The 17,776-nt window shown below is 66.8% G+C and carries 17 protein-coding genes; all 17 read right to left on the bottom strand.

Annotated elements, in window-relative coordinates; all coding sequences use genetic code 11:
• Nucleotides 1-10: 10 nt before the first annotated feature.
• Complete coding sequence (recN, locus tag ACXYMN_RS10235; RefSeq protein ID WP_459013519.1) at nt 11-1,657, bottom strand: DNA repair protein RecN; 1,647 nt, start codon at nt 1,655-1,657, stop codon at nt 11-13.
• 38 nt (nt 1,658-1,695) lie between these two features.
• Nucleotides 1,696-2,583 (bottom strand): outer membrane protein assembly factor BamD, encoded by an 888-nt coding sequence (locus ACXYMN_RS10230; RefSeq protein WP_459013518.1) that lies wholly within the window; start codon nt 2,581-2,583, stop codon nt 1,696-1,698.
• Nucleotides 2,584-2,704: 121 nt separating this feature from the next.
• Nucleotides 2,705-3,625: a UDP-3-O-acyl-N-acetylglucosamine deacetylase gene (lpxC, locus tag ACXYMN_RS10225; RefSeq protein WP_459013517.1), complete on the bottom strand. Its 921-nt coding sequence runs from the start codon at nt 3,623-3,625 to the stop codon at nt 2,705-2,707.
• 216 nt (nt 3,626-3,841) lie between these two features.
• On the bottom strand, nt 3,842-5,473 hold the full coding sequence (gene ftsZ, locus ACXYMN_RS10220) for a cell division protein FtsZ (protein WP_459013516.1): 1,632 nt from the start codon (nt 5,471-5,473) through the stop codon (nt 3,842-3,844).
• Between the two features lie 173 nt (nt 5,474-5,646).
• Nucleotides 5,647-6,981 (bottom strand): cell division protein FtsA, encoded by a 1,335-nt coding sequence (gene ftsA / locus ACXYMN_RS10215; RefSeq protein ID WP_459013515.1) that lies wholly within the window; start codon nt 6,979-6,981, stop codon nt 5,647-5,649.
• A 7-nt stretch (nt 6,982-6,988) separates the two neighbouring features.
• The gene (locus tag ACXYMN_RS10210) at nt 6,989-7,852 is read right to left on the bottom strand and encodes a cell division protein FtsQ/DivIB (RefSeq protein WP_459013513.1); all 864 of its coding nucleotides are present in this window, start codon (nt 7,850-7,852) and stop codon (nt 6,989-6,991) included.
• Entirely contained in the window at nt 7,840-8,754 is a 915-nt protein-coding gene (locus ACXYMN_RS10205) for a D-alanine--D-alanine ligase (RefSeq protein ID WP_459013512.1), read from the bottom strand. Before ACXYMN_RS10205 ends, ACXYMN_RS10210 begins: the two co-directional genes overlap by 13 nt.
• A gap of 46 nt (nt 8,755-8,800) precedes the next feature.
• Nucleotides 8,801-9,775, bottom strand: coding sequence for a UDP-N-acetylmuramate dehydrogenase (murB, locus tag ACXYMN_RS10200; protein WP_459013511.1), 975 nt, complete (start codon nt 9,773-9,775; stop codon nt 8,801-8,803).
• 100 nt (nt 9,776-9,875) lie between these two features.
• Complete coding sequence (locus ACXYMN_RS10195) at nt 9,876-10,130, bottom strand: DUF2484 family protein (RefSeq protein ID WP_459013510.1); 255 nt, start codon at nt 10,128-10,130, stop codon at nt 9,876-9,878.
• Nucleotides 10,127-10,381, bottom strand: coding sequence for a DUF2484 family protein (locus ACXYMN_RS10190; protein ID WP_459013508.1), 255 nt, complete (start codon nt 10,379-10,381; stop codon nt 10,127-10,129). The genes ACXYMN_RS10195 and ACXYMN_RS10190 overlap by 4 nt, the downstream gene beginning before the upstream one ends.
• A 3-nt stretch (nt 10,382-10,384) precedes the next feature.
• Nucleotides 10,385-11,788 carry a UDP-N-acetylmuramate--L-alanine ligase gene (murC, locus tag ACXYMN_RS10185; protein WP_459013507.1) on the bottom strand — a complete coding sequence of 468 codons (1,404 nt, stop codon included), beginning with the start codon at nt 11,786-11,788 and terminating at the stop codon, nt 10,385-10,387.
• Nucleotides 11,785-12,894, bottom strand: a complete 1,110-nt coding sequence (locus ACXYMN_RS10180; protein ID WP_459013506.1) for a UDP-N-acetylglucosamine--N-acetylmuramyl-(pentapeptide) pyrophosphoryl-undecaprenol N-acetylglucosamine transferase — start codon at nt 12,892-12,894, stop codon at nt 11,785-11,787. Before ACXYMN_RS10180 ends, murC begins: the two co-directional genes overlap by 4 nt.
• 35 nt (nt 12,895-12,929) lie before the next feature.
• Nucleotides 12,930-14,096: a putative lipid II flippase FtsW gene (gene ftsW, locus ACXYMN_RS10175; protein ID WP_459013505.1), complete on the bottom strand. Its 1,167-nt coding sequence runs from the start codon at nt 14,094-14,096 to the stop codon at nt 12,930-12,932.
• 301 nt (nt 14,097-14,397) lie between these two features.
• On the bottom strand, nt 14,398-14,925 hold the full coding sequence (locus tag ACXYMN_RS10170; RefSeq protein WP_459013504.1) for a peroxiredoxin-like family protein: 528 nt from the start codon (nt 14,923-14,925) through the stop codon (nt 14,398-14,400).
• Nucleotides 14,926-14,997: 72 nt separating this feature from the next.
• A complete protein-coding gene (locus tag ACXYMN_RS10165; protein WP_459013503.1) occupies nt 14,998-15,960 on the bottom strand; it encodes a nuclear transport factor 2 family protein in 963 nt (320 codons plus the stop codon).
• 75 nt (nt 15,961-16,035) lie between these two features.
• Complete coding sequence (locus ACXYMN_RS10160; RefSeq protein WP_459013502.1) at nt 16,036-17,004, bottom strand: alpha/beta hydrolase; 969 nt, start codon at nt 17,002-17,004, stop codon at nt 16,036-16,038.
• Complete coding sequence (locus ACXYMN_RS10155; protein ID WP_459013501.1) at nt 17,001-17,753, bottom strand: alpha/beta hydrolase; 753 nt, start codon at nt 17,751-17,753, stop codon at nt 17,001-17,003. Before ACXYMN_RS10155 ends, ACXYMN_RS10160 begins: the two co-directional genes overlap by 4 nt.
• Between the last annotated feature and the right edge of the window lie 23 nt (nt 17,754-17,776).

Below are 17,776 nucleotides of genomic sequence, written 5' to 3'. Positions count from 1 at the left end.
GACCGATGCGCTATCCCTGCAACAGCGCCCGCGCCGCGGCCCGCGCCTGGCTGGTGACCGTGTCACCCGCGAGCATCCGGGCAATCTCGTGCTCGCGCTCGTCCGCATCGAGGGCGGTGACCGTCGAGGTGGTGACATCGTCGCGGACGTGTTTGGCGACCTGCCAATGGTGCGCACCAAGCGCGGCAACCTGCGGCGAATGGGTGACGACCAGCACCTGCCCGCCGTGGGACAGTGCCGCAAGCCTGCGCCCGACCGCATCCGCCGTGGCCCCGCCGACGCCGCGGTCGATCTCGTCGAAGATCATCGTGCGCCCGGCCTCGCCCTCGGCCAGACAAACCTTCAGCGCCAGCAGGAACCGGCTCAACTCCCCGCCCGAGGCGATCTTGTTCAGCGGGCCGGACGGCGCGCCGGGGTTGGTGGCCACCGTAAAGGCCACCGCATCGCGCCCGTCGGGGCCGGGCTCGGCGTGGCCGATCTCGGTTTCGAAGACCGCGCGCTCCATCTTCAGCGGCGCCAGCTCCGTCGTCACCGCCACATCGAGCCGCCGCGCCGCCGCGCGCCGCCGTTCCGACAGCGCCGCCGCTGCCGCGTCGTAGTCGGCATCGGCTTCTTTCAGTGCGCGTTTCAGCGCGCCGACGTCGTCGGCACCGCGGTCCAGCCGGTCGAGCCGCCCGCGCAAGGTCTCGGCAAACTCCGGCAGCGCGTCCGGGGACACCCCGTGCTTGCGCGCAAGGCCCCGGATCGCAAAGAGCCGCTCCTCGACGGCCTCCAGCTCGCTTGCGTCGAAGCGCAGATCGTCGAGGCAGGCCTCGATCCCCGACACCGCATCCCCCAGCTCGACCATCGACCGCTCCAGCGCCGAAACCGGCGCATCGACCGCGCCGTCCGCCCGGTCGGCCACGCCCTCGAGCCAGCGCAGCGCCTCGCCCATCGCCCCCTCCGCCGCCTCTGACAGCATCTGGTGGGCGCGGGCTATATCGTCGCGGATCTTCTCGGCCCCCTGCATCTTGCGGCGCGCGGCATCCAGCTCTGCATCGTCGCCGGGCTGCGGTGCCAGTGCATCCAGTTCCGCAACCGCATGGCGCAGGAATTCCTCTTCGGCACGCACCTCGGCCAGATCCGCCTCGGCCTGCGCCAGCGCCTTCGCCGCTTCGGCCCTTGCCCGCCATGCCCTGCGCGTATCGGTCAATGCCGCCTCGGCGTCCGCATAGGCGTCCAGCAGCACCCGGTGTCCGCGCGGGTTGAGCAAGCCCCGGTCGTCGTGCTGGCCGTGCAGTTCCACCAGCGTCTCGGACAGCCGCCGCAGCACCTCGCCCGAACAGCGCCGGTCGTTGACCCAGGCGGTCTTGCGCCCGTCGCGTGCATTGACCCGGCGCAATATCAGGTCGTCCTCGACCGGCAGACCCGCATCCTCCAGGATGGCCCGCGCGGGGTGGTCCGGCGACAGATCGAACGCCGCCATGACTTCGCCCTGCGCCGCCCCTTGCCGGACCAGTTCGGCGCGCCCGCGCCAGCCCAGCACGAAGCCCAGCGCATCGAGCAGGATGGACTTGCCCGCCCCGGTTTCCCCGGTCAGCACGTTGAGACCCGGCTGAAACGTCAGGCTCAGCCGATCGATGATCAGCATGTCGTGGATTTCGAGCGCTCGAAGCATGAAGGTTGTCCGTCAGGCCGGGCCGTGGCCCGCCCGCCTCAAAGCCATTCGCCCTTGACGGTCTGGCGATAGATCCGCGCCAGCCAGCTTTCGCCGCGCGCCCGCATCTCGAGCCCCTGCCCCGTCAGCAGCGCGAAGCTGTCCTGATACCATTCGGTCGATTGGTAGTTGTAGCCCAGTATCGCGCCGGCGGTCTGCGCCTCGTCGGTCAGGCCCAGCGACAGATACGCCTCGACCAGCCGGTGCAGCGCCTCGGGCGTGTGCGTGGTGGTCTGGAAATCCTCGACCACGACCCGGAAGCGATTGACCGCGGCGGCGTAGTGCTGACGCTTGAGATAGTAGCGCCCGATCTCCATTTCCTTGCCCGCGAGGTGATCGAAGGCCAAGTCGAACTTCAGGATCGACGAGCGCGCGTATTCGCTTTCGGGATACCGCTCGATAACCGTGCGCAGCGATTGCAGCGCCTGGAAGGTCAGACCCTGATCGCGGCCCACTTCCTCGATCTGGTCGTAATAGCTCAGCGCCAGAAGGTACTGCGCATAGGCGGCATCGTCGTCGAGCGGGTAGAAATCGATATAGCGCTGCGCCGCGGACCGGCTGTTCTCGTAATCGCGATCCTGGTGGTAGGCGAAGGCCTGCATGATCAGCGCGCGCTTGGCGAAGTCGGAATAGGGATACAGCCGCTCGACCTCGGCGAAATACTCTGCGGCGTCATCCGGACGGTTGCGATCCAGCTCGAATTCGCCGCGCTCGAAGATCTGCTGGGCGGTAAAGTTTTCGAGAGGCTGGTCCGACGCTTTCGGCTGGCCGCCGCTGAAGAAGTTGCCGACGCTGCTGCTCACGGAACTGGCCGCGCCGCAGCCCGACAGCGACAACGCAAGACACCCAGCCACGAGTGCCGATTTCACCGATGCGCCCCCTGCCATGCCCGCTCACCTTCGTCCGTCTCAGAGGGCCTTGACGCCCGGTTGTCATCCGGTCCTAGCACATAAATTTCCGGGGCAAAACGCCTTAACGGCATTTCAGGATGGCGTGGCGAAAGGCAACTCAGGCGACCGCCGGAACCTCGTCCAGAACGACACCGAAACCCGGCAGATAGGCGCGCGTCACGCTGTCACAGTCGGCCATGCGATAGGCACCTTCGGTGGTGAACAGCGCCTCGAGCAGCATGTTCGTCATCGAGTGCCCGGCGCGCACACCGGTATAGTGCCCGAGGATCGGCGCACCGGCCAATGCCAGATCGCCCATCGCGTCGAGCATCTTGTGCCGCACCGCCTCGTCCGCGTGGCGCAGGCCGCCCGGGCTCAGCACCTTGTCGCCGTCGACGACAACCGCATTCTCGTAGGTGCCGCCAAGCGCCAGACCCTGCGCCTGCATCGCCTCGACGTCGCTCAGGCGGCAGAACGTCCGGCTGTCGCACAGCTCACGCACGAAGGCTCCGTTGACGAGGTTCAGGCGCTTTGCCTGCGCGCCGATGGCGGCGTCCTCGAAATCAATGTGGAATTCCATCGAAGGCGTGCGGCTCGGTTCCAGCCGCGCCCAGCCGCCTGCGGTCTCGACTGTGACCGACTTCATCACCTCGATCGCGCGGACCGGCGCGTGCAGGCTGCGCAGACCGCGTGCGAGGATGGCCTTGACGAAGGGGGCGGCGCTGCCATCGAGGATCGGCACTTCCGGTCCGTCGATCTCGATCATTGCGTTCTGGATGCCACACCCGGCAAGCGCCGCCATGATGTGTTCGATGGTCGACACCGACACACCGGCGCGGTTGACGATGCGGGTGCACAGCGGCGTGCGTTCCGCCGCGTCCCAGCGGGCGGGCACCAGGGTATCGCCGAGCGAGATGTCGACACGCTTGAACCAGATGCCATGCTCCGCCATCGCAGGCCGAACGGTCATCCGGACCGGGCGGCCCAGATGAAGACCGTGGCCTTCGAATGAAATCGGCGCTTTGAGCGTGGTCTGCAATGTAACCCCTTTACGCACCGGGAACGGCGCATGGTTCGTGTTGTTGACTGATGAACTAGTCGCCCCGGGCGGCGGGCTCAAATCAAGTATTGCAACCGGTTGAAACATGCCCTGTAACATTTGGGCGGACCCCCGCCTACCCACCCTAAATTACGGATAACAAACGAAAAACGCCCCCGAAATTCGGGGGCGTTCTGGCTCGTTTGTGAGGTCGGATCAGTTCGCTTGCCGCCTCAGGAAGGCCGGAATCTCGATCCGGTCCTGATCTTCGTCCTCGTGCTGGTCGACAACCGGATCGGGCTGGCGCGCATGCATCGGAGGCTGGGCCCGACGCGCGGGTGCCGCCGCTTCCTGGCCATGACCGGTCATGCGGTTGATCAGCGAATTGATCCCGAAGCGCGGCTTGTCGGCTTCGGACTGACGGGCCTGCGCCGCGGCCTGCGGACGCGGGGCCGGTCGTGCAGGTGCCTCTTCGCGTGCCCGGTCCGCCGCGGCCTGAAGCCGGGCCAGCGTATCGGCCGACGGCGTTCCGGCAGCCTGCGCGCGCGGTGCGATGAAGGCTTCGGGGTTGGCGTCCATTGTATCGGACTGCGGCTGGAACTCGGCCACGCGCGGCTGATAGGCCGGGGGCGGCAGACCGTCGTCCGGCTCGGCTGCGCGCTCGTCCTCGAAGATGTGCTCCATCTCGTCTTCCGCGGCGGCGCGCTGGCTGTCGATCTCGGAAAACAGCGACGGCTCTTCGTCTTCGTAGGTCTCACGCGACTGCGCGGCAACCGCGGGTGCAGGCTCCGGCTCGGCGGCGCGCGGCTCGGGATGGGACGCCTGCTGCTTGAGCGGCTCGGACAGCTTGCGGCGCGGAACCGCCATTTCCGAGGCCCCTTCCGAGGCATCGATGCCGGTGGCCACGACGCTGACGCGCATCTGACCTTCCAGCGAGTCGTCCAGCGTCGAGCCGACGATGATGTTCGCCTCGGGGTCCACTTCCTCGCGGATGCGGTTGGCCGCTTCGTCGAGTTCGAACAGTGTCAGGTCGTGCCCGCCGGTGATGTTGATCAGAACGCCCTTCGCGCCGCGCAGGCTGATCTCGTCGAGCAGCGGGTTCGCGATGGCCTTCTCGGCGGCCTGGATCGCGCGATCCTCGCCCTCGGCCTCGCCGGTGCCCATCATCGCCTTGCCCATCTCGTCCATGACGGCACGGACGTCGGCGAAATCGAGGTTGATGAGGCCCGGGCGGACCATCAGGTCGGTCACGCCCTTGACGCCCTGGTACAGCACGTCGTCCGCCATCGAGAAGGCCTCGGTGAAGGTCGTGCGCTCATTGGCGAGGCGGAAAAGGTTCTGGTTGGGAATGATGATCAGCGTATCGACGACCTTCTGCAGCGCCTCGACGCCGTCCTCGGCCTGCTTCATCCGCTTCGCGCCTTCGAACTGGAAGGGCTTGGTGACCACGCCGACGGTCAGCACACCCAGTTCGCGCGCCGCCTGCGCGATAATCGGCGCGGCGCCGGTGCCGGTGCCCCCGCCCATGCCCGCGGTGATGAAGCACATATGCGCGCCGGCCAAGTGATCGACGATCTGCTCGATGCTTTCCTCGGCTGCCGCGGCACCGACGCTGGCGCGTGCGCCTGCGCCCAGACCCTCGGTCACCTTCACACCAAGCTGGATGCTGGTATGCGCCCGGCTTTGCTGAAGCGCCTGCGCATCCGTGTTCGCGACCACGAAATCACATCCGACGAGTGATTTCTCGATCATGTTGTTCACGGCATTGCCGCCAGCACCGCCCACACCGAACACGGTGATGCGCGGCTTCAGCTCGTCGTGCCCGGGCACGGAAAGATTCAAAGTCATCGCTAATCCGCCTGATTGTTGTGGACCGATTTCTGGCCCTTTTTCGCCTATTTTCCCCAAGTATTAACGCCGGAAGCGCGTTTCGTCACTAAGAAAACTGCAATTTCCTACCAAATGTGGCATTTTCTGGGCAGTTGTTTGCGGTATTTCGCCGATCTACCGACATATTGCGTTTACCAGTTGTCCCGGAACCATTTGACCGCGCGCTGAAACGACTTCGCGGGCAGCCGGTCCACCGGGATCTCGAAGTCCCACCATTCGTCTTGCGGATGCGCGGCAAAGAGGCACAGCCCCACGGCGCTGGCAAACCCCGGCCCGGTCGCGGCCTGCGGCAGGCCATGCACCCGCATCGGCCGCCCGAGACGCACCTGCTGCCCGAGGATCTTCGCGGCCAGCCCGTCGAGGCCGGGGATCTGGCTGCCCGCGCCGGTCAGCACGATCTGCTGGCTTGGCAGGTGGTCGAACCCCGCCGCATCCAGACGGGCGCGCACTTCCTCCAGGATCTCCTCGACCCGTGGCCGCATGATGCCGATCAGCTCGGCCCGGCTGACGGTGCGGCGGTCATGTTCCCAATCGCCGGTCTCGCCGCCGATCTCGATCATCTCGCGGTCGTCCATGCCGGTGGCGACGACGCCGCCATAAAAAGTCTTGATCCGTTCGGCGGTGGCCATCGGCACCTGCAGGCCCATGGAAATGTCGGATGTGATGTGATCGCCGCCCATGCGCACCGCATCGGCATAGATCATGTGCTTCTTGATGAAGATCGACAGCCCCGTGGCCCCGCCGCCCAGATCGATACAGGCCGCCCCAAGCTCCTGCTCATCCTCGACCAGCGCCGCGATCCCGCTCGAATAGGCAGAGGAGGCAAGCCCCGCGAGTTCCAGATCGCACCGCTTGACGCAATGCGCGAGGTTCTGGATCGCCATGGCGTCGACCGTCAGCATGTGCATGTCGGTTGCCAGGTCCTGCCCGATCTGCCCGCGCGGATCGCTCAGACCCGACCGGTGATCGAGCGCGAAGTTCACCGGTTGCGCGTGCAGCACCTCGCGGCCATCGCCGAAATCGGGCACGTCACAGGCCGACAACACGCGCGCCACGTCCTGTTCGCTGACCTGGGTGCCTTCAAGCTCGACCTGCCCGGCAAGCCCGTAGGACCGCGGCTCGGCCCCGGAGAACGCCGCGATCACATGATCGACCCGGATCTGCGCCATCTTCTGTGCCGCCTGCACCGCGGTTCGGATCGCGCGCTCGGTCTCGCCCATCGCCGCAATCTCGCCGAAACGGACGCCGCGCGACCGCGTTGTCGCCGCGCCGATCACCCGAAACCCCGATTGCCCGGCCAGCGATCCGACGCCCTCGGCTTCCATGTCGCGTGTCGTGCCGTCGAAGCGCAGGATCAGACAGGCGATCTTGGAAGATCCCACATCAAGGATCGCCACAACCCCTCGCTGCATCGCGGCCTTGCGCATGTTGCGCATAGCGCGTTGGGATTCATAGAGCTCGATCATGGCGTTGTCAGTCCCCTGTCTCGATTTGCCGGATGCGCCAGAGGTCCTCCAGCGCGGTTTGTGTCATTCGGAGCGTGGGCCGCTCTCTCAATCTCAGATCGACCGCGACGATGTCGCGTTCCAGCAGGTCGACCGCCTGATCCATCGCGATGGCGCGCTCCAGCGCGCGTACCGGACCGGTTTCGGGCAACAGAATGCGCTGGCGCCGGTCCAGAACAATGTCCCAGCGCCGCTCGCCCATGCGTTCGAGTCCGCGCACACGGTGATGCAGCGGCCCCGCGGCAGCCATCAGGCGCAACGCTTCGTTGACGTGCTGATCGGCCCCGGAACCGGCAATCACCGGCAATGTCGGATGTGTTGCGCGCGCCGCCACGGTGCCGGTCATGACGCCCTCGCGGTCAAGCAGCTCAAGACCCGCCTCGGTCCGCCAAAGCACCACCGGCTCGCGCTTGCGAACGTTGATCTGCAGGATGCCGCCCTGTCGCACGAAGATGCTGGCGCTTTTCACCGCATCGAGCCCGACGATGGTCTGCCGCATCGCATCGAGGTCCAGATCAAAGGACGACACCGGGAAATCGACGGGCACGACGGCGCGAATGCTCTCGGAAATCTCCGCGTCGGCACCGTCGATGGCCATGAGCTTGACCATGAATTCGGGCCGTTCCTCGATGGCGGCGCGCGCATCCGCCCAGGCCAGCGCGATCATCTCGCGGTTTCCGTCGATCGACAGCCACCAGCTTGCCGCCCCGAAGGCCAGCGCGAACGGCAGGCCGACGCGCAGAAGCAGCCGGTACAGCGGTGTCAACATCATCCGCTCGACGCGGTATTTCAACCGCGAGGGGGCCGGATCGAAGCGTGTCATCTCTGACATGAGGCATCCTCCACCATCCACCGGCAAAGCTGCCCGAAGGTCATGCCGACCGCCTGCGCCTGTTCCGGCGACAGCGACGTGGGCGTCATGCCCGGCTGGGTGTTGGTCTCAAGCAGCACCAGCCCGTCAAGGCCGCGCTCCGAATCCCAGCGGAAATCGGTGCGCGTGACGCCGCGGCAACCAAGCGCGTCATGCGCCCGGACCGCATATTCGAGGCAGGCGTCGAACACGTCGCCGGGCACCTCGGCAGGCACCACGTGGCGCGATCCGCCGGGCTTGTACTTGGCGTCGTAGTCGTACCAGCCGTCGGTGATGATGTCGGTGACCGACAGGGCGCGATCGCCCACCACGGTCGTTGTCAATTCGCGGCCCGGCGCAAACGCCTCGACCATGACGATCTCGGGCATGTCATCCGACAGGCGGGGCGGCGCTGCGTCCTCGGCCTCGACCAAGTAGACCCCGACGGACGATCCTTCATTGTAGGGCTTGACCACGTAGGGCGGCGTCATCACATGCGCCGCCATCACCTCGGCCTTCGGGGCCAGGCGGCTCTCGACCACCGGCAGCCCGACATCGCGGTAGACCTGCTTGGTGCGTTCCTTGTCCATCGCCAGCGCCGAGGACAGCACACCCGAATGCGTGTAGGGCAGCCGCAGCCATTCCAGCAGTCCCTGCACGCAGCCATCCTCGCCCCACCTGCCGTGAAGCGCATTGAAGACCACATCCGGGGAAGTCTCTGTCAGACGCGTGACAAGATCGGGGCCCGCATCGACCTCGATCACGTCAAAACCTTCTGCCCTCAAAGCGGCGGCGCATTCCTTGCCGGAACTCAGCGACACCTCCCGCTCCGCAGAAGGTCCGCCCATTATTACCGTCACCTTGGGGTGTGCCCTGCTCGACATCCCCAAAACTGCCTCTGTGCGGGGCTTTGCCCCTTGTTGTATCGCGTCACACCTGCCTGGGGCCGCGATCCTGTTCGTGGGGCTTTTCGCCCTCTTCCACGCGCGCCGGTTCACCGATGCGCATGATTTCCCACTCTAGCTCTATTCCACTGGTTTGGAAAACCTTTTTTCGAACGTCTTCGCCCAGACCCTCCAGGTCCGCCGCCGTCGCGTTGCCGGTATTGACCAGAAAGTTCGGGTGTTTCTCGCTCATCTGCGCGCCACCCCGCCGGGCACCGCGCATGCCCGCCTGGTCGATCACCTTCCAGGCCTTGAGGTCATGCACGTCATCGGCCCGCCCGGTCGAGGAATGCCCCGCCGGGTTGCGGAAGGTCGACCCCGCGGTGCGGTCCTTCGTGGGCTGTGTCGCGTCGCGCTTGGCCAATTGGTCCCGCATGCACGCGGCTAGCGCCTCGGGATCGCCGGTCGCCCCCTCGAAAACCGCCTCGACGATCACCATTCCCTCGGGCAGATCCGTCTGGCGATAGCGAAACCCGAGGTCCCGCGCCGTCAGCGTCACCACCTCTCCCGCGCGTGTCACCGCCGTCGCCTCGACGAACACATCCGCCACATAGGTGCCGTAGCAGCCCGCGTTCATGCACACCGCGCCGCCCACGGCCCCCGGGATCGTGCGCAGAAACGTCAGATCCACACCCGCCTCCGCCGCCTTCCTGGCCACATGCGCATCGAGCGCCGCGGCCCCGGCGCGCACCCGCGTCCCCTCGACCGCGATGCCGTTGAAGCCCCGCCCGAGCCGGATCACCACGGCGCGCAGCCCGCCGTCGCGCACGATCAGGTTCGACCCGACCCCCATCGGAAACACCGCCATATCCGCGGGCAGGTCGCGCAGGAAACCGGCAAGGTCGTCCAGGTCCGCAGGCTGGAAGAACCAGTCCGCCGCCCCGCCGACGCGCAGCCAGGTCAGTTCGGCAAGCGGACGCGCCTGGCTCAGGCGGCCCCGGGTTTGCGGCATCTGCGTCATGCCGCGTCTTGTCCCGCGCCACAGCTCGAACCGCAAGCCCCCCCGGCCGGCCTTTCCATTTTCCAAATACGCAGGAAAACCGACATCGCCGCCCCGCGCCTCATGTGCCGGCGCGGAACTGCCGCCGCAGCCAGCGCCCAAGATAACGCATCGGCCAGCGCAGGACGCTCGCGCCGGCGGCAAAGACCAGCAGGCCGACCCACGGCCCGTTCTGATAGGTCACAAATCCCAGCAGCGGAATGCCAACCGCGATCAGCACGTAGGCCCGGGTCCAGTGATTGTCGCGCGACGGGATCATCGCCAGCACATTGGCGGTCAGCGCCCATACCAGCGCCAGTATCAATGACAGGCTCATTCGGGCACGTCCGGCACCTGCCCGCGCATACGGCCCCAGATATAGCGCACCGGATTGCGGAACATCGACAGAAACGCCGCCAGCCCCGCGATCGCCCATATCGCACCGATGCTCAGCCCGATCCAGACCAGCAGCACCGGTGCCGCGATCATCAGGATCGCCCCGAGCAGATATTGCCGCCGCGTCGGCAGGCACGCGACGATCGTTGCCGCGATCACCCAGAAACATCCCGCCAGCAATGCAGGCGCCATCGTTCAGCCCTCCAGCCGTTTCGGCAGGTTGTTCGCCCAGGCCGAGATCGTGCCCGCGCCCAGGCAAACCACCATGTCGCCCGGTCCTGCCTCCGCCCGGACCAGCGCCTCGAGGTCGTCCTCGTTGCTGATCGCTTGGGCGTTGCGATGGCCGTGCCGGACCAGCCCCGCCACCAGATCGTCCCGGCTTGCACCGGGAACCGGGTCCTCGCCCGCCGCGAAGACGTCGGCAATGGCCACCACGTCGGCTTCGTTGAAGCAGGCGCAGAAATCCTCGAACAGGTTCGCCAGCCGCGAATAGCGATGCGGCTGATGCACCGCGATGACCCGTCCGCGGGTCGCATGGCGCGCGGCCTTGAGCACGGCCTGAATCTCCACCGGGTGGTGACCGTAGTCGTCGATCACCGTGACCCCGCCAACTTCGCCCACCCGGGTAAACCTGCGGTTAACGCCGCCGAATTTCGCCAGCGCGTCACGGATCTCTCCGGTCTTCATGCCCAGATGCCGCGCCACCGCCACCGCCGACAGCGCGTTCGAGACGTTGTGATCGCCCGGCATCGGCAGGCTGCATCCCTCGATCACCTGGCCCTCGGCCTGCAGGGCGATGTCGAACTTCGCCACCCCGGCCTCGTAGCGCAGGTTGATGGCGCGCACATCGGCCTGGGAGTTGAACCCGTAGGTCACCACCCGCCTGTCGGTCAGGCGGCCCACCAGCCGCTGCACCTCTTCGTGGTCGGTGCAGCACACGGCCAGCCCGTAGAACGGGATGTTCGAGACGAAATCCATGAAGCCCTTCTTCAATCGCTCGAAGTCGCCCCAATGCTCCATGTGTTCGGGGTCGATATTGGTCACGATGGCGATGGTGGCGGGCAGCCGGTTGAAGGTGCCGTCGCTTTCGTCGGCCTCGACCACCATCCATTCCCCCTGCCCCATCCGCGCGTTCGACCCGTAGGCGTGGATGATGCCGCCGTTGATCACCGTGGGGTCGATGCCGCCTGCGACCAGAAGTTCCGCCACCAGCGTCGTGGTGGTGGTCTTGCCATGGGTGCCGGCGACGGCGATGTTGGATTTCAGGCGCATCAGTTCGGCCAGCATCTCGGCCCGGCGCACGATCGGCAGCCCCTTGAGCCGCGCGGCATCCAGTTCCACATTGCCGGGCTTGATCGCCGAGGAGATCACCACCACTTCGGCATCGGCGAGGTTCTTGGCGTTCTGGCCCACGTAGATGCGCGCGCCAAGGCTCTCCAGACGTTCGGTGATCTTCGACGCCTTCAGGTCCGATCCCTGCACGCTGTAGCCCAGGTTCAGCAGAACCTCCGCAATGCCCGACATGCCGATGCCGCCGATGCCGACAAAATGGATCGGCCCGACATCGGTGGGCAACTTGGTGGCGGCGGCAGCATTCATCGGGCGGTTTCCTTGTCTTTCAGGGCTTCGACCATGGCGGCCAGGTGCAGCGCGGCGTCGGGTCTGGCCACGCTCAGCGCGGCCTGCGACATCTGCAATGCACCCGCCGGGTTCTGCAGCACGCTCTGGATCGCATCGGTCATGGCGTCGATGGTCAGTTTCGATTCCGGAATGCGGATGGCTGCCCCGGCATCGGTCAGGGCGCGGGCATTGGCGGTCTGGTGATCGCTTGTGGCGGCGGCGTAAGGCACCAGGATCGACGGGCGGCCGATCACCGCCAGGTCCGCCACCGAAGACGCGCCCGCGCGCGAGATCACCAGCTGTGCCTCGCTCATCCGGGCGGGAATATCGTGGAAAAAGGGCTGCACATCGGCGTCGATGCCCTGTTCGGCGTAGAACGCCGACACCCGCGGGCCATCCTCGGCACGGGCCTGATGGCTGACGCGAAGGTGGCGCAGGGTTTCCATCGGCAGGGCCGCGATCGCGGGCGGCACCACGTCCGACAGGATGCGCGCGCCCTGCGATCCACCGATCACCAGCAGCGACATCGGATAATCGCCGGGCGAAATGTAGGCCGCGCCCTGCCGCTCATGCACCGACAGCCGCACCGGGTTGCCGGTATGCACGGCCTCGACACCCTCGGGCAGCACCGTGGGCCAGGTGCCGCAGGCCACCGCATCGACGCGCTTGGCAAACATCGCGTTGACCCGGCCCAGCACGCCGTTCTGTTCGTGGATCATGCGTGGCAACCGCAACAGCGTGGCCGCGGCCAGCGCCGGGATCGACGGATAACCGCCAAATCCCACGACGACGTCGGGGCGATCGCGCCGCATCCGGTTGGCCATGCCGATCACGCCGCCGGTCACCCGGAACGGCACCAGCGCTTTTGCCAGGATATTGCCGCGGGCAAAGGTCGCGCTCGTGACCTCTTCGATCTCGACCGAATGGGGAAAGCCGCCGGTGTAGCGTGCGCCGCGCGCGTCCGTGGACAGTTTGACGCGCCAGCCGCGGCGCAGCATCACTTCGGCAAGCGCCTGCGCCGGAAACATGTGCCCGCCGGTGCCGCCCGCCGCCATGACGAGAAGCGGACGTCCGTCCTGTCCCATATCGCCTTGCTCCTCTGCCTTGCGCGCCGGACTGGTCAGCGCAGCCGACCGCGCAGGATATCACCGATCTCTCCTTGCGGGCGCGTGCGTGTAAAGGCAAGAAGCATGCCGACCGAGATTCCCATCGCGATAAGCGAGGATCCGCCATAGCTCACGAAGGGCAGCGTCATCCCCTTGGCAGGCAGCAGCCGCACCGCGACCCCCATGTTGATCATCGCCTGCACGCCGAACATGCAGGCCAGACCGGTCCCCGCGAGCCGGATAAACGGGTCGCGTTCCTTCATCAGCCGCAGCAGCGACCGGACGACGACACCCGCATAGAGGCAGATGATGAACAGGACAAGCACGAGGCCGTATTCCTCGGCGGCAACGGCGATGATGAAGTCGGTATGGGCATCGGGCAGCGACCATTTCACCTGGCCCTCACCGACGCCGACGCCGAAGAACCCGCCCTCCTGGATGGCATTGGTGGCGTAACCGATCTGCGTCGTCGGATCGATGTCGGGATTGAGAAAACCGTCGATGCGACGGGCAAAATGCTCGGAGTTGTTGTAGGCGAACATGCCGCCCATCACCACGAGGCCGGCCATTCCCAGCAGCAGGAACATCGGCGCACCGGCGACGAAATACATCACGCCCCAGCCGAACAGGACAAGGCAGGCCTGGCCGAAATCGGGCTGCATCGCCAGCATCAGCACGATGGCCATGACCAGAAAGAACGACCACAGACGCCCCGGCGGTCCGCCGATCTCGAGCGCGGCGGCCATCATCCAGGCGGCCACGATGATGAACGTGGGCTTGAGGAATTCCGACGGCTGCACCGAGGCGAAGCCAAGGCTGTACCAGCGCACCGCCCCCTTGCCGAAATCGGTGCCGAAGACCGGCAGGAAGGCCAGCGCCACGAAGGCCGCCAGAAAGCCAAGCACCGCCAGCCTGCGCACCAGAAGCGGCGACATCAGCGAGGTCGCGACAAGCGCGATCAACGCCAGCCCGCCGAACACCGCCTGCCGCTGCACGTAATGGAACGGATCGAACCCGTTCCGCTCGGCCAGCGGCGGCGAGGCCGCGAGGCCCAGCAGGATGCCGATTGCGAAAAGAATGAGGATGCAGGACAGCGACCATTTGTCGATTGTCCGCCACCATTTCGGCAGCACAGGTTCGCTGTCGCGCACCCGGACTGTGCCGTAAACCATTTCGGTCATGGAAAAACCGCCTGAATATCTGCCTCGAACGCCCGGTTTTCCGGGTCTGGCGCGAGCCTAGCCAATTCAGGCGCGCAACGCCAGAAAAACAAGCGGCGGCGCGGCGCATGATGGCGGGCGTCGCAAATATGTTCTCGAAGGGCTTGGGATGACGCGCTTGACGCCCTGTTCCGGTGTCCGCGCGACCCGTGCGACCGCAAGTTGCAGACAACGCGGCCCGGACATCGTTGCAGATGCCCGGGCCGCATGGTCAATCGTTCAGCCCGCCGGTCAGGTCAGCGGGGCTGGTTGCAACGGCAGGTCATGCCGCTTTCAGTGTGCCACGGATCGGATAGTCCTTCTCGCGGATAAATCCGATGCCTTTCATCAGTTTCTGCAGATCGGGCCGCGCGAAAGGCGCGTTCGACAGATCGACGATCTGCACATTGCCTTCCGCGTTCACGACGATCAGTGCGGGCTCGGCAAAGGGGCGGTCGGTTTCCTGCGGGCTGCGCGGCTGCGACACGAACAGACCCAGGGCCTGCATGTCCTCGACGCTCAGATCGTAGCCGATCGGCAGGTTGACCCCGGTTTCGGAGGCGAAAACGCGGGCCTTTTCTTCCGGGTCGGCGGACACCGCCAGCAGATCGACGCCCAGTTCGGCAAAGCGCGGCGCGAGGTCCTGCAATTCCTTGAGGTAGCTTTTGCAGATCGGGCAATGCAGACCGCGATAGACCACGACCATCTGCCAATCGTGCCCGCCCTGCGGCGCACCGAGCTTGGCGCTCTGGCCAGACAGGGTTGAAAGGGTGATGTCGGGAAGGGGGTGTCCGGGGGTAATGCGTGGCATGGATGCTCCTGCGTTCGGGTATAGAGTCACGGACAAATGCGCCGCATCCGTGCCCGTTCCATCACGCTGCTGTCATCCGGTCTGCGCCTTGATCTGCATCCAGATCGCGCTCGGGTCGATCAGGGTCCATTCGCGGCGCAGCCCCCCGGGGCCGAATTCGGCCTGGCTCATGCCCATCACGTGCACCTCCGCGCCGGTGGGCGCGCCGAACAGCCCCGGCCCGTCATGCCGCCCCTCGAGCGACCAGCGCAGGAACGCGCGCGGCGGCAGAAGCGGCGACTCGAGCCCGAACCGATGATGCACCGTGAAGCGCGCCGACGGAAACGCCGCACGCAGACCCAGCCAGAAATGCCGCGCCCCGGCACCGCCCCGCCGGGTGATGCGGCCCGGCAACTCGATCTCGGCGGCGGGATCGGTCTGGTCGTCGAACAGATCGAATCCGCCGTCCATCGCACGCACCAGCAGATCCGCCCAGGCGCGCCCCCAGTCGCTGCCGTTGCCCGGCGCGGTGTAGGCTCCGGGCTCGTCGATGGCGGGCCTGAACGGCGCGCTATCGCGATCGCCCCATTGCAGACGATCGGCTGCCCAGCGTTCCGCATCGAGGCCCAGATCGGCGAAGATCGCGGCGGTGTCGCGCAGCCGCCAGATCTCTCCGATGCAATCGCCCTTGGCGGCCACGTCCATCAGCACCCGGTAGGCGGCGATCCGTCCGGTGGGCGGGCCGTAAAGACCGGCACCGGAATGCACGCCCTCGCAGAACATGCGCGCCGCCCCGGCCCGCGTGCCGCCCGCAATCGCCGTCCAGCCGGCATCCTCGATGTAAAGCTTGCGCTCGGGGAAGGCGGCCATCGGCTGCAAGGCCGCGGTGGCAATCGCCAGCCGCCCCTGCAACAGGTGGTCCGGTCCGCGCAGGATGGCGTCGGCGTGCAGGTGCGCGTCGAACCGCGCCCCGAAGTCGGCCCGCCCCCAGACCGCCGCGATCACGTCCCGCAGCGTGTCGGCGAAATCCACGCCCTTGTCGATCCAGTCTTTCAACGCCCTGTCCCCTGACCTGGTCCCTCGTGTCTCCCGGTCTAGCAAGGTATTGGTTAAATGAGCATTAATACACGTTCAGGGCAATTTCCGCGCCCAGTCCACGATCCGCGACGCGACCGGGTCCGTCATCTCGGGCGACAGCAGATCCCCCGCGATGACATGGGCCTGCGGTTCGGTCCGCTCGGCGTCCACCTGCATGATCTCGACCGGGCCACCCCATGCGGCGGCCACGTCGCGGGTCACGCCCGCATCGACCACCTGGTCGCGATCCGAGAAGACCATCAGCGCGGGCACATCGACATCCCCGTGCGGCAAGCCGCGCGCGATCCTGACGCTTTCGGCCATCGGCAAAAGCGCCACGGTCGGATAGCGCGTTGTCCAATGGGCGCGATGCGCCTCACTGACCGGCTCGAAGCCGCGTTCCCGCCCTGCCACCAACGGCCCCCATAGCCGCACGCCGGGCCATGTCAGGATGGTGGCCGCGCGGTTCCTGACCCGGAAATTGGGCGAAACCATCGCGATCCCGGCAACACCCCCGGACATCCGGGGATCATGCGCGGCAATCGTCGCCAGCGACGCGCCGGTCGAGGTCGCGATGATCAGCACCCGGTCGCCGATGGCCCGCCCGATGGCCAGCGCCTCGGCCACATCCGCCATCCAGTCCGGCAGGCTGGCCCCGGCCAGCGCATCGCCGTCCTGGCCATGCCCGGGCAGCCGCGCGAAATACAGGTTCGCGCCAAGCGCTTCGGCGACACGGTCCGGCACCGGCCGGATCTCCTCGGCGCTGGCGGAAAAGCCGTGCAGGTAGACCACTGCCCAGTCGGTGCGCGTCTCGGACGCTCCGGCCCAGACGACGCGCTTCTCGGTGCCGGGGCGGATGCCGTCGACCTGCGCCTCCGTCGCGCGCAGATAGCCGTCGACCCCATCGGCCAGCCGGGCCTCGTCGAAGACCGCATCGACGCGGACAGGTTCCTTCGGTGCCAGCCAGAGCGCGACCGCAAAGGTCAGACCGACCGCCGCTGCGACATAGCCGACCCAGCTCATCGCCGCGACCCGCACAGCACGCTGTCCACCGCGTCTTCGATCAGCGCCAGGCAAGCGGCGTCCGAGAACCGGTGATCCGCGCCCTTCACGAAGGTCAGTTGCATGTCGGGGCTGTCGATATGATCGAACAGGCGCAGCGCAGTCTCGCGCGTGACCGACGCATCCTCGGAGCCCTGCAACAGCCGTACCGGATAGGGCATCGGCAGGGGCGCGCGCAGAACCAGGTGCTGACGACCGTCCTCGATCAGCCGGCGGGTGACGATATAGGGCGCGTCGTAATCCGACGGCATGGCGATCCGCCCCTCCTCCATCAGCCGCTGCCGATCAGCTTCTGAAAACCCGGCCCAGAAGCCGTCCTCGGTGAAGTCGGGCGCGGCGGCGATCCCGACGAAACCGACGACCTCCGGCAGGCGGCGCGTCAGGATCGACCCGATCCAGCCGCCCATGGACGAGCCCACCAGCAGCACCGGTCCCGGTGCCGCGTGCCGGATCACGACCTCTGCGTCCGCCGCCCAATCGCCGATGGCGCCGGCCACGAAGTCGCCGCCCGACACGCCGTGCCCGGAATAGTCGAGCCGCAGAAAGGCGCGGCCCGCGGCCTTTGCCCAGGCTTCAAGATGCACCGCCTTGGTGCCCGCCATGTCCGACATGTAACCGGACAGAAAGACGATGCACGGACCCTGCCCTTCGGACTTGGCATAGGCCAGATCGCGGCCCCCGGGGCCAGCCGTCCGCTGAATGTCACTCATGTCGCGCCTCGCGTTGCTCTGCC

This window comes from Roseivivax sp. CAU 1753, assembly GCF_054482575.1.
Note: the sequence above shows the minus strand (reverse complement) of the source record. Positions and strands in the feature narration are given on the sequence as shown.

Bases quoted from the DNA above. Each gene is read 5' to 3' on its own strand.
- recN (WP_459013519.1), bottom strand. From the start codon at position 1,657: ATGCTTCGAGCGCTCGAAATCCACGACATGCTGATCATCGATCGGCTG.
- ACXYMN_RS10170 (WP_459013504.1), bottom strand. From the start codon at position 14,925: ATGCCACGCATTACCCCCGGACACCCCCTTCCCGACATCACCCTTTCA.
- ftsZ (WP_459013516.1), bottom strand. From the start codon at position 5,473: ATGACTTTGAATCTTTCCGTGCCCGGGCACGACGAGCTGAAGCCGCGC.
- ACXYMN_RS10160 (WP_459013502.1), bottom strand. From the start codon at position 17,004: ATGAGCTGGGTCGGCTATGTCGCAGCGGCGGTCGGTCTGACCTTTGCG.
- ACXYMN_RS10155 (WP_459013501.1), bottom strand. From the start codon at position 17,753: ATGAGTGACATTCAGCGGACGGCTGGCCCCGGGGGCCGCGATCTGGCC.
- ACXYMN_RS10190 (WP_459013508.1), bottom strand. From the start codon at position 10,381: ATGGCGCCTGCATTGCTGGCGGGATGTTTCTGGGTGATCGCGGCAACG.
- ftsA (WP_459013515.1), bottom strand. From the start codon at position 6,981: ATGATCGAGCTCTATGAATCCCAACGCGCTATGCGCAACATGCGCAAG.
- ACXYMN_RS10205 (WP_459013512.1), bottom strand. From the start codon at position 8,754: ATGTCGAGCAGGGCACACCCCAAGGTGACGGTAATAATGGGCGGACCT.
- ftsW (WP_459013505.1), bottom strand. From the start codon at position 14,096: ATGACCGAAATGGTTTACGGCACAGTCCGGGTGCGCGACAGCGAACCT.
- ACXYMN_RS10180 (WP_459013506.1), bottom strand. From the start codon at position 12,894: ATGGGACAGGACGGACGTCCGCTTCTCGTCATGGCGGCGGGCGGCACC.
- ACXYMN_RS10210 (WP_459013513.1), bottom strand. From the start codon at position 7,852: ATGTCAGAGATGACACGCTTCGATCCGGCCCCCTCGCGGTTGAAATAC.
- ACXYMN_RS10230 (WP_459013518.1), bottom strand. From the start codon at position 2,583: ATGGCAGGGGGCGCATCGGTGAAATCGGCACTCGTGGCTGGGTGTCTT.
- murB (WP_459013511.1), bottom strand. From the start codon at position 9,775: ATGACGCAGATGCCGCAAACCCGGGGCCGCCTGAGCCAGGCGCGTCCG.
- ACXYMN_RS10195 (WP_459013510.1), bottom strand. From the start codon at position 10,130: ATGAGCCTGTCATTGATACTGGCGCTGGTATGGGCGCTGACCGCCAAT.
- murC (WP_459013507.1), bottom strand. From the start codon at position 11,788: ATGAATGCTGCCGCCGCCACCAAGTTGCCCACCGATGTCGGGCCGATC.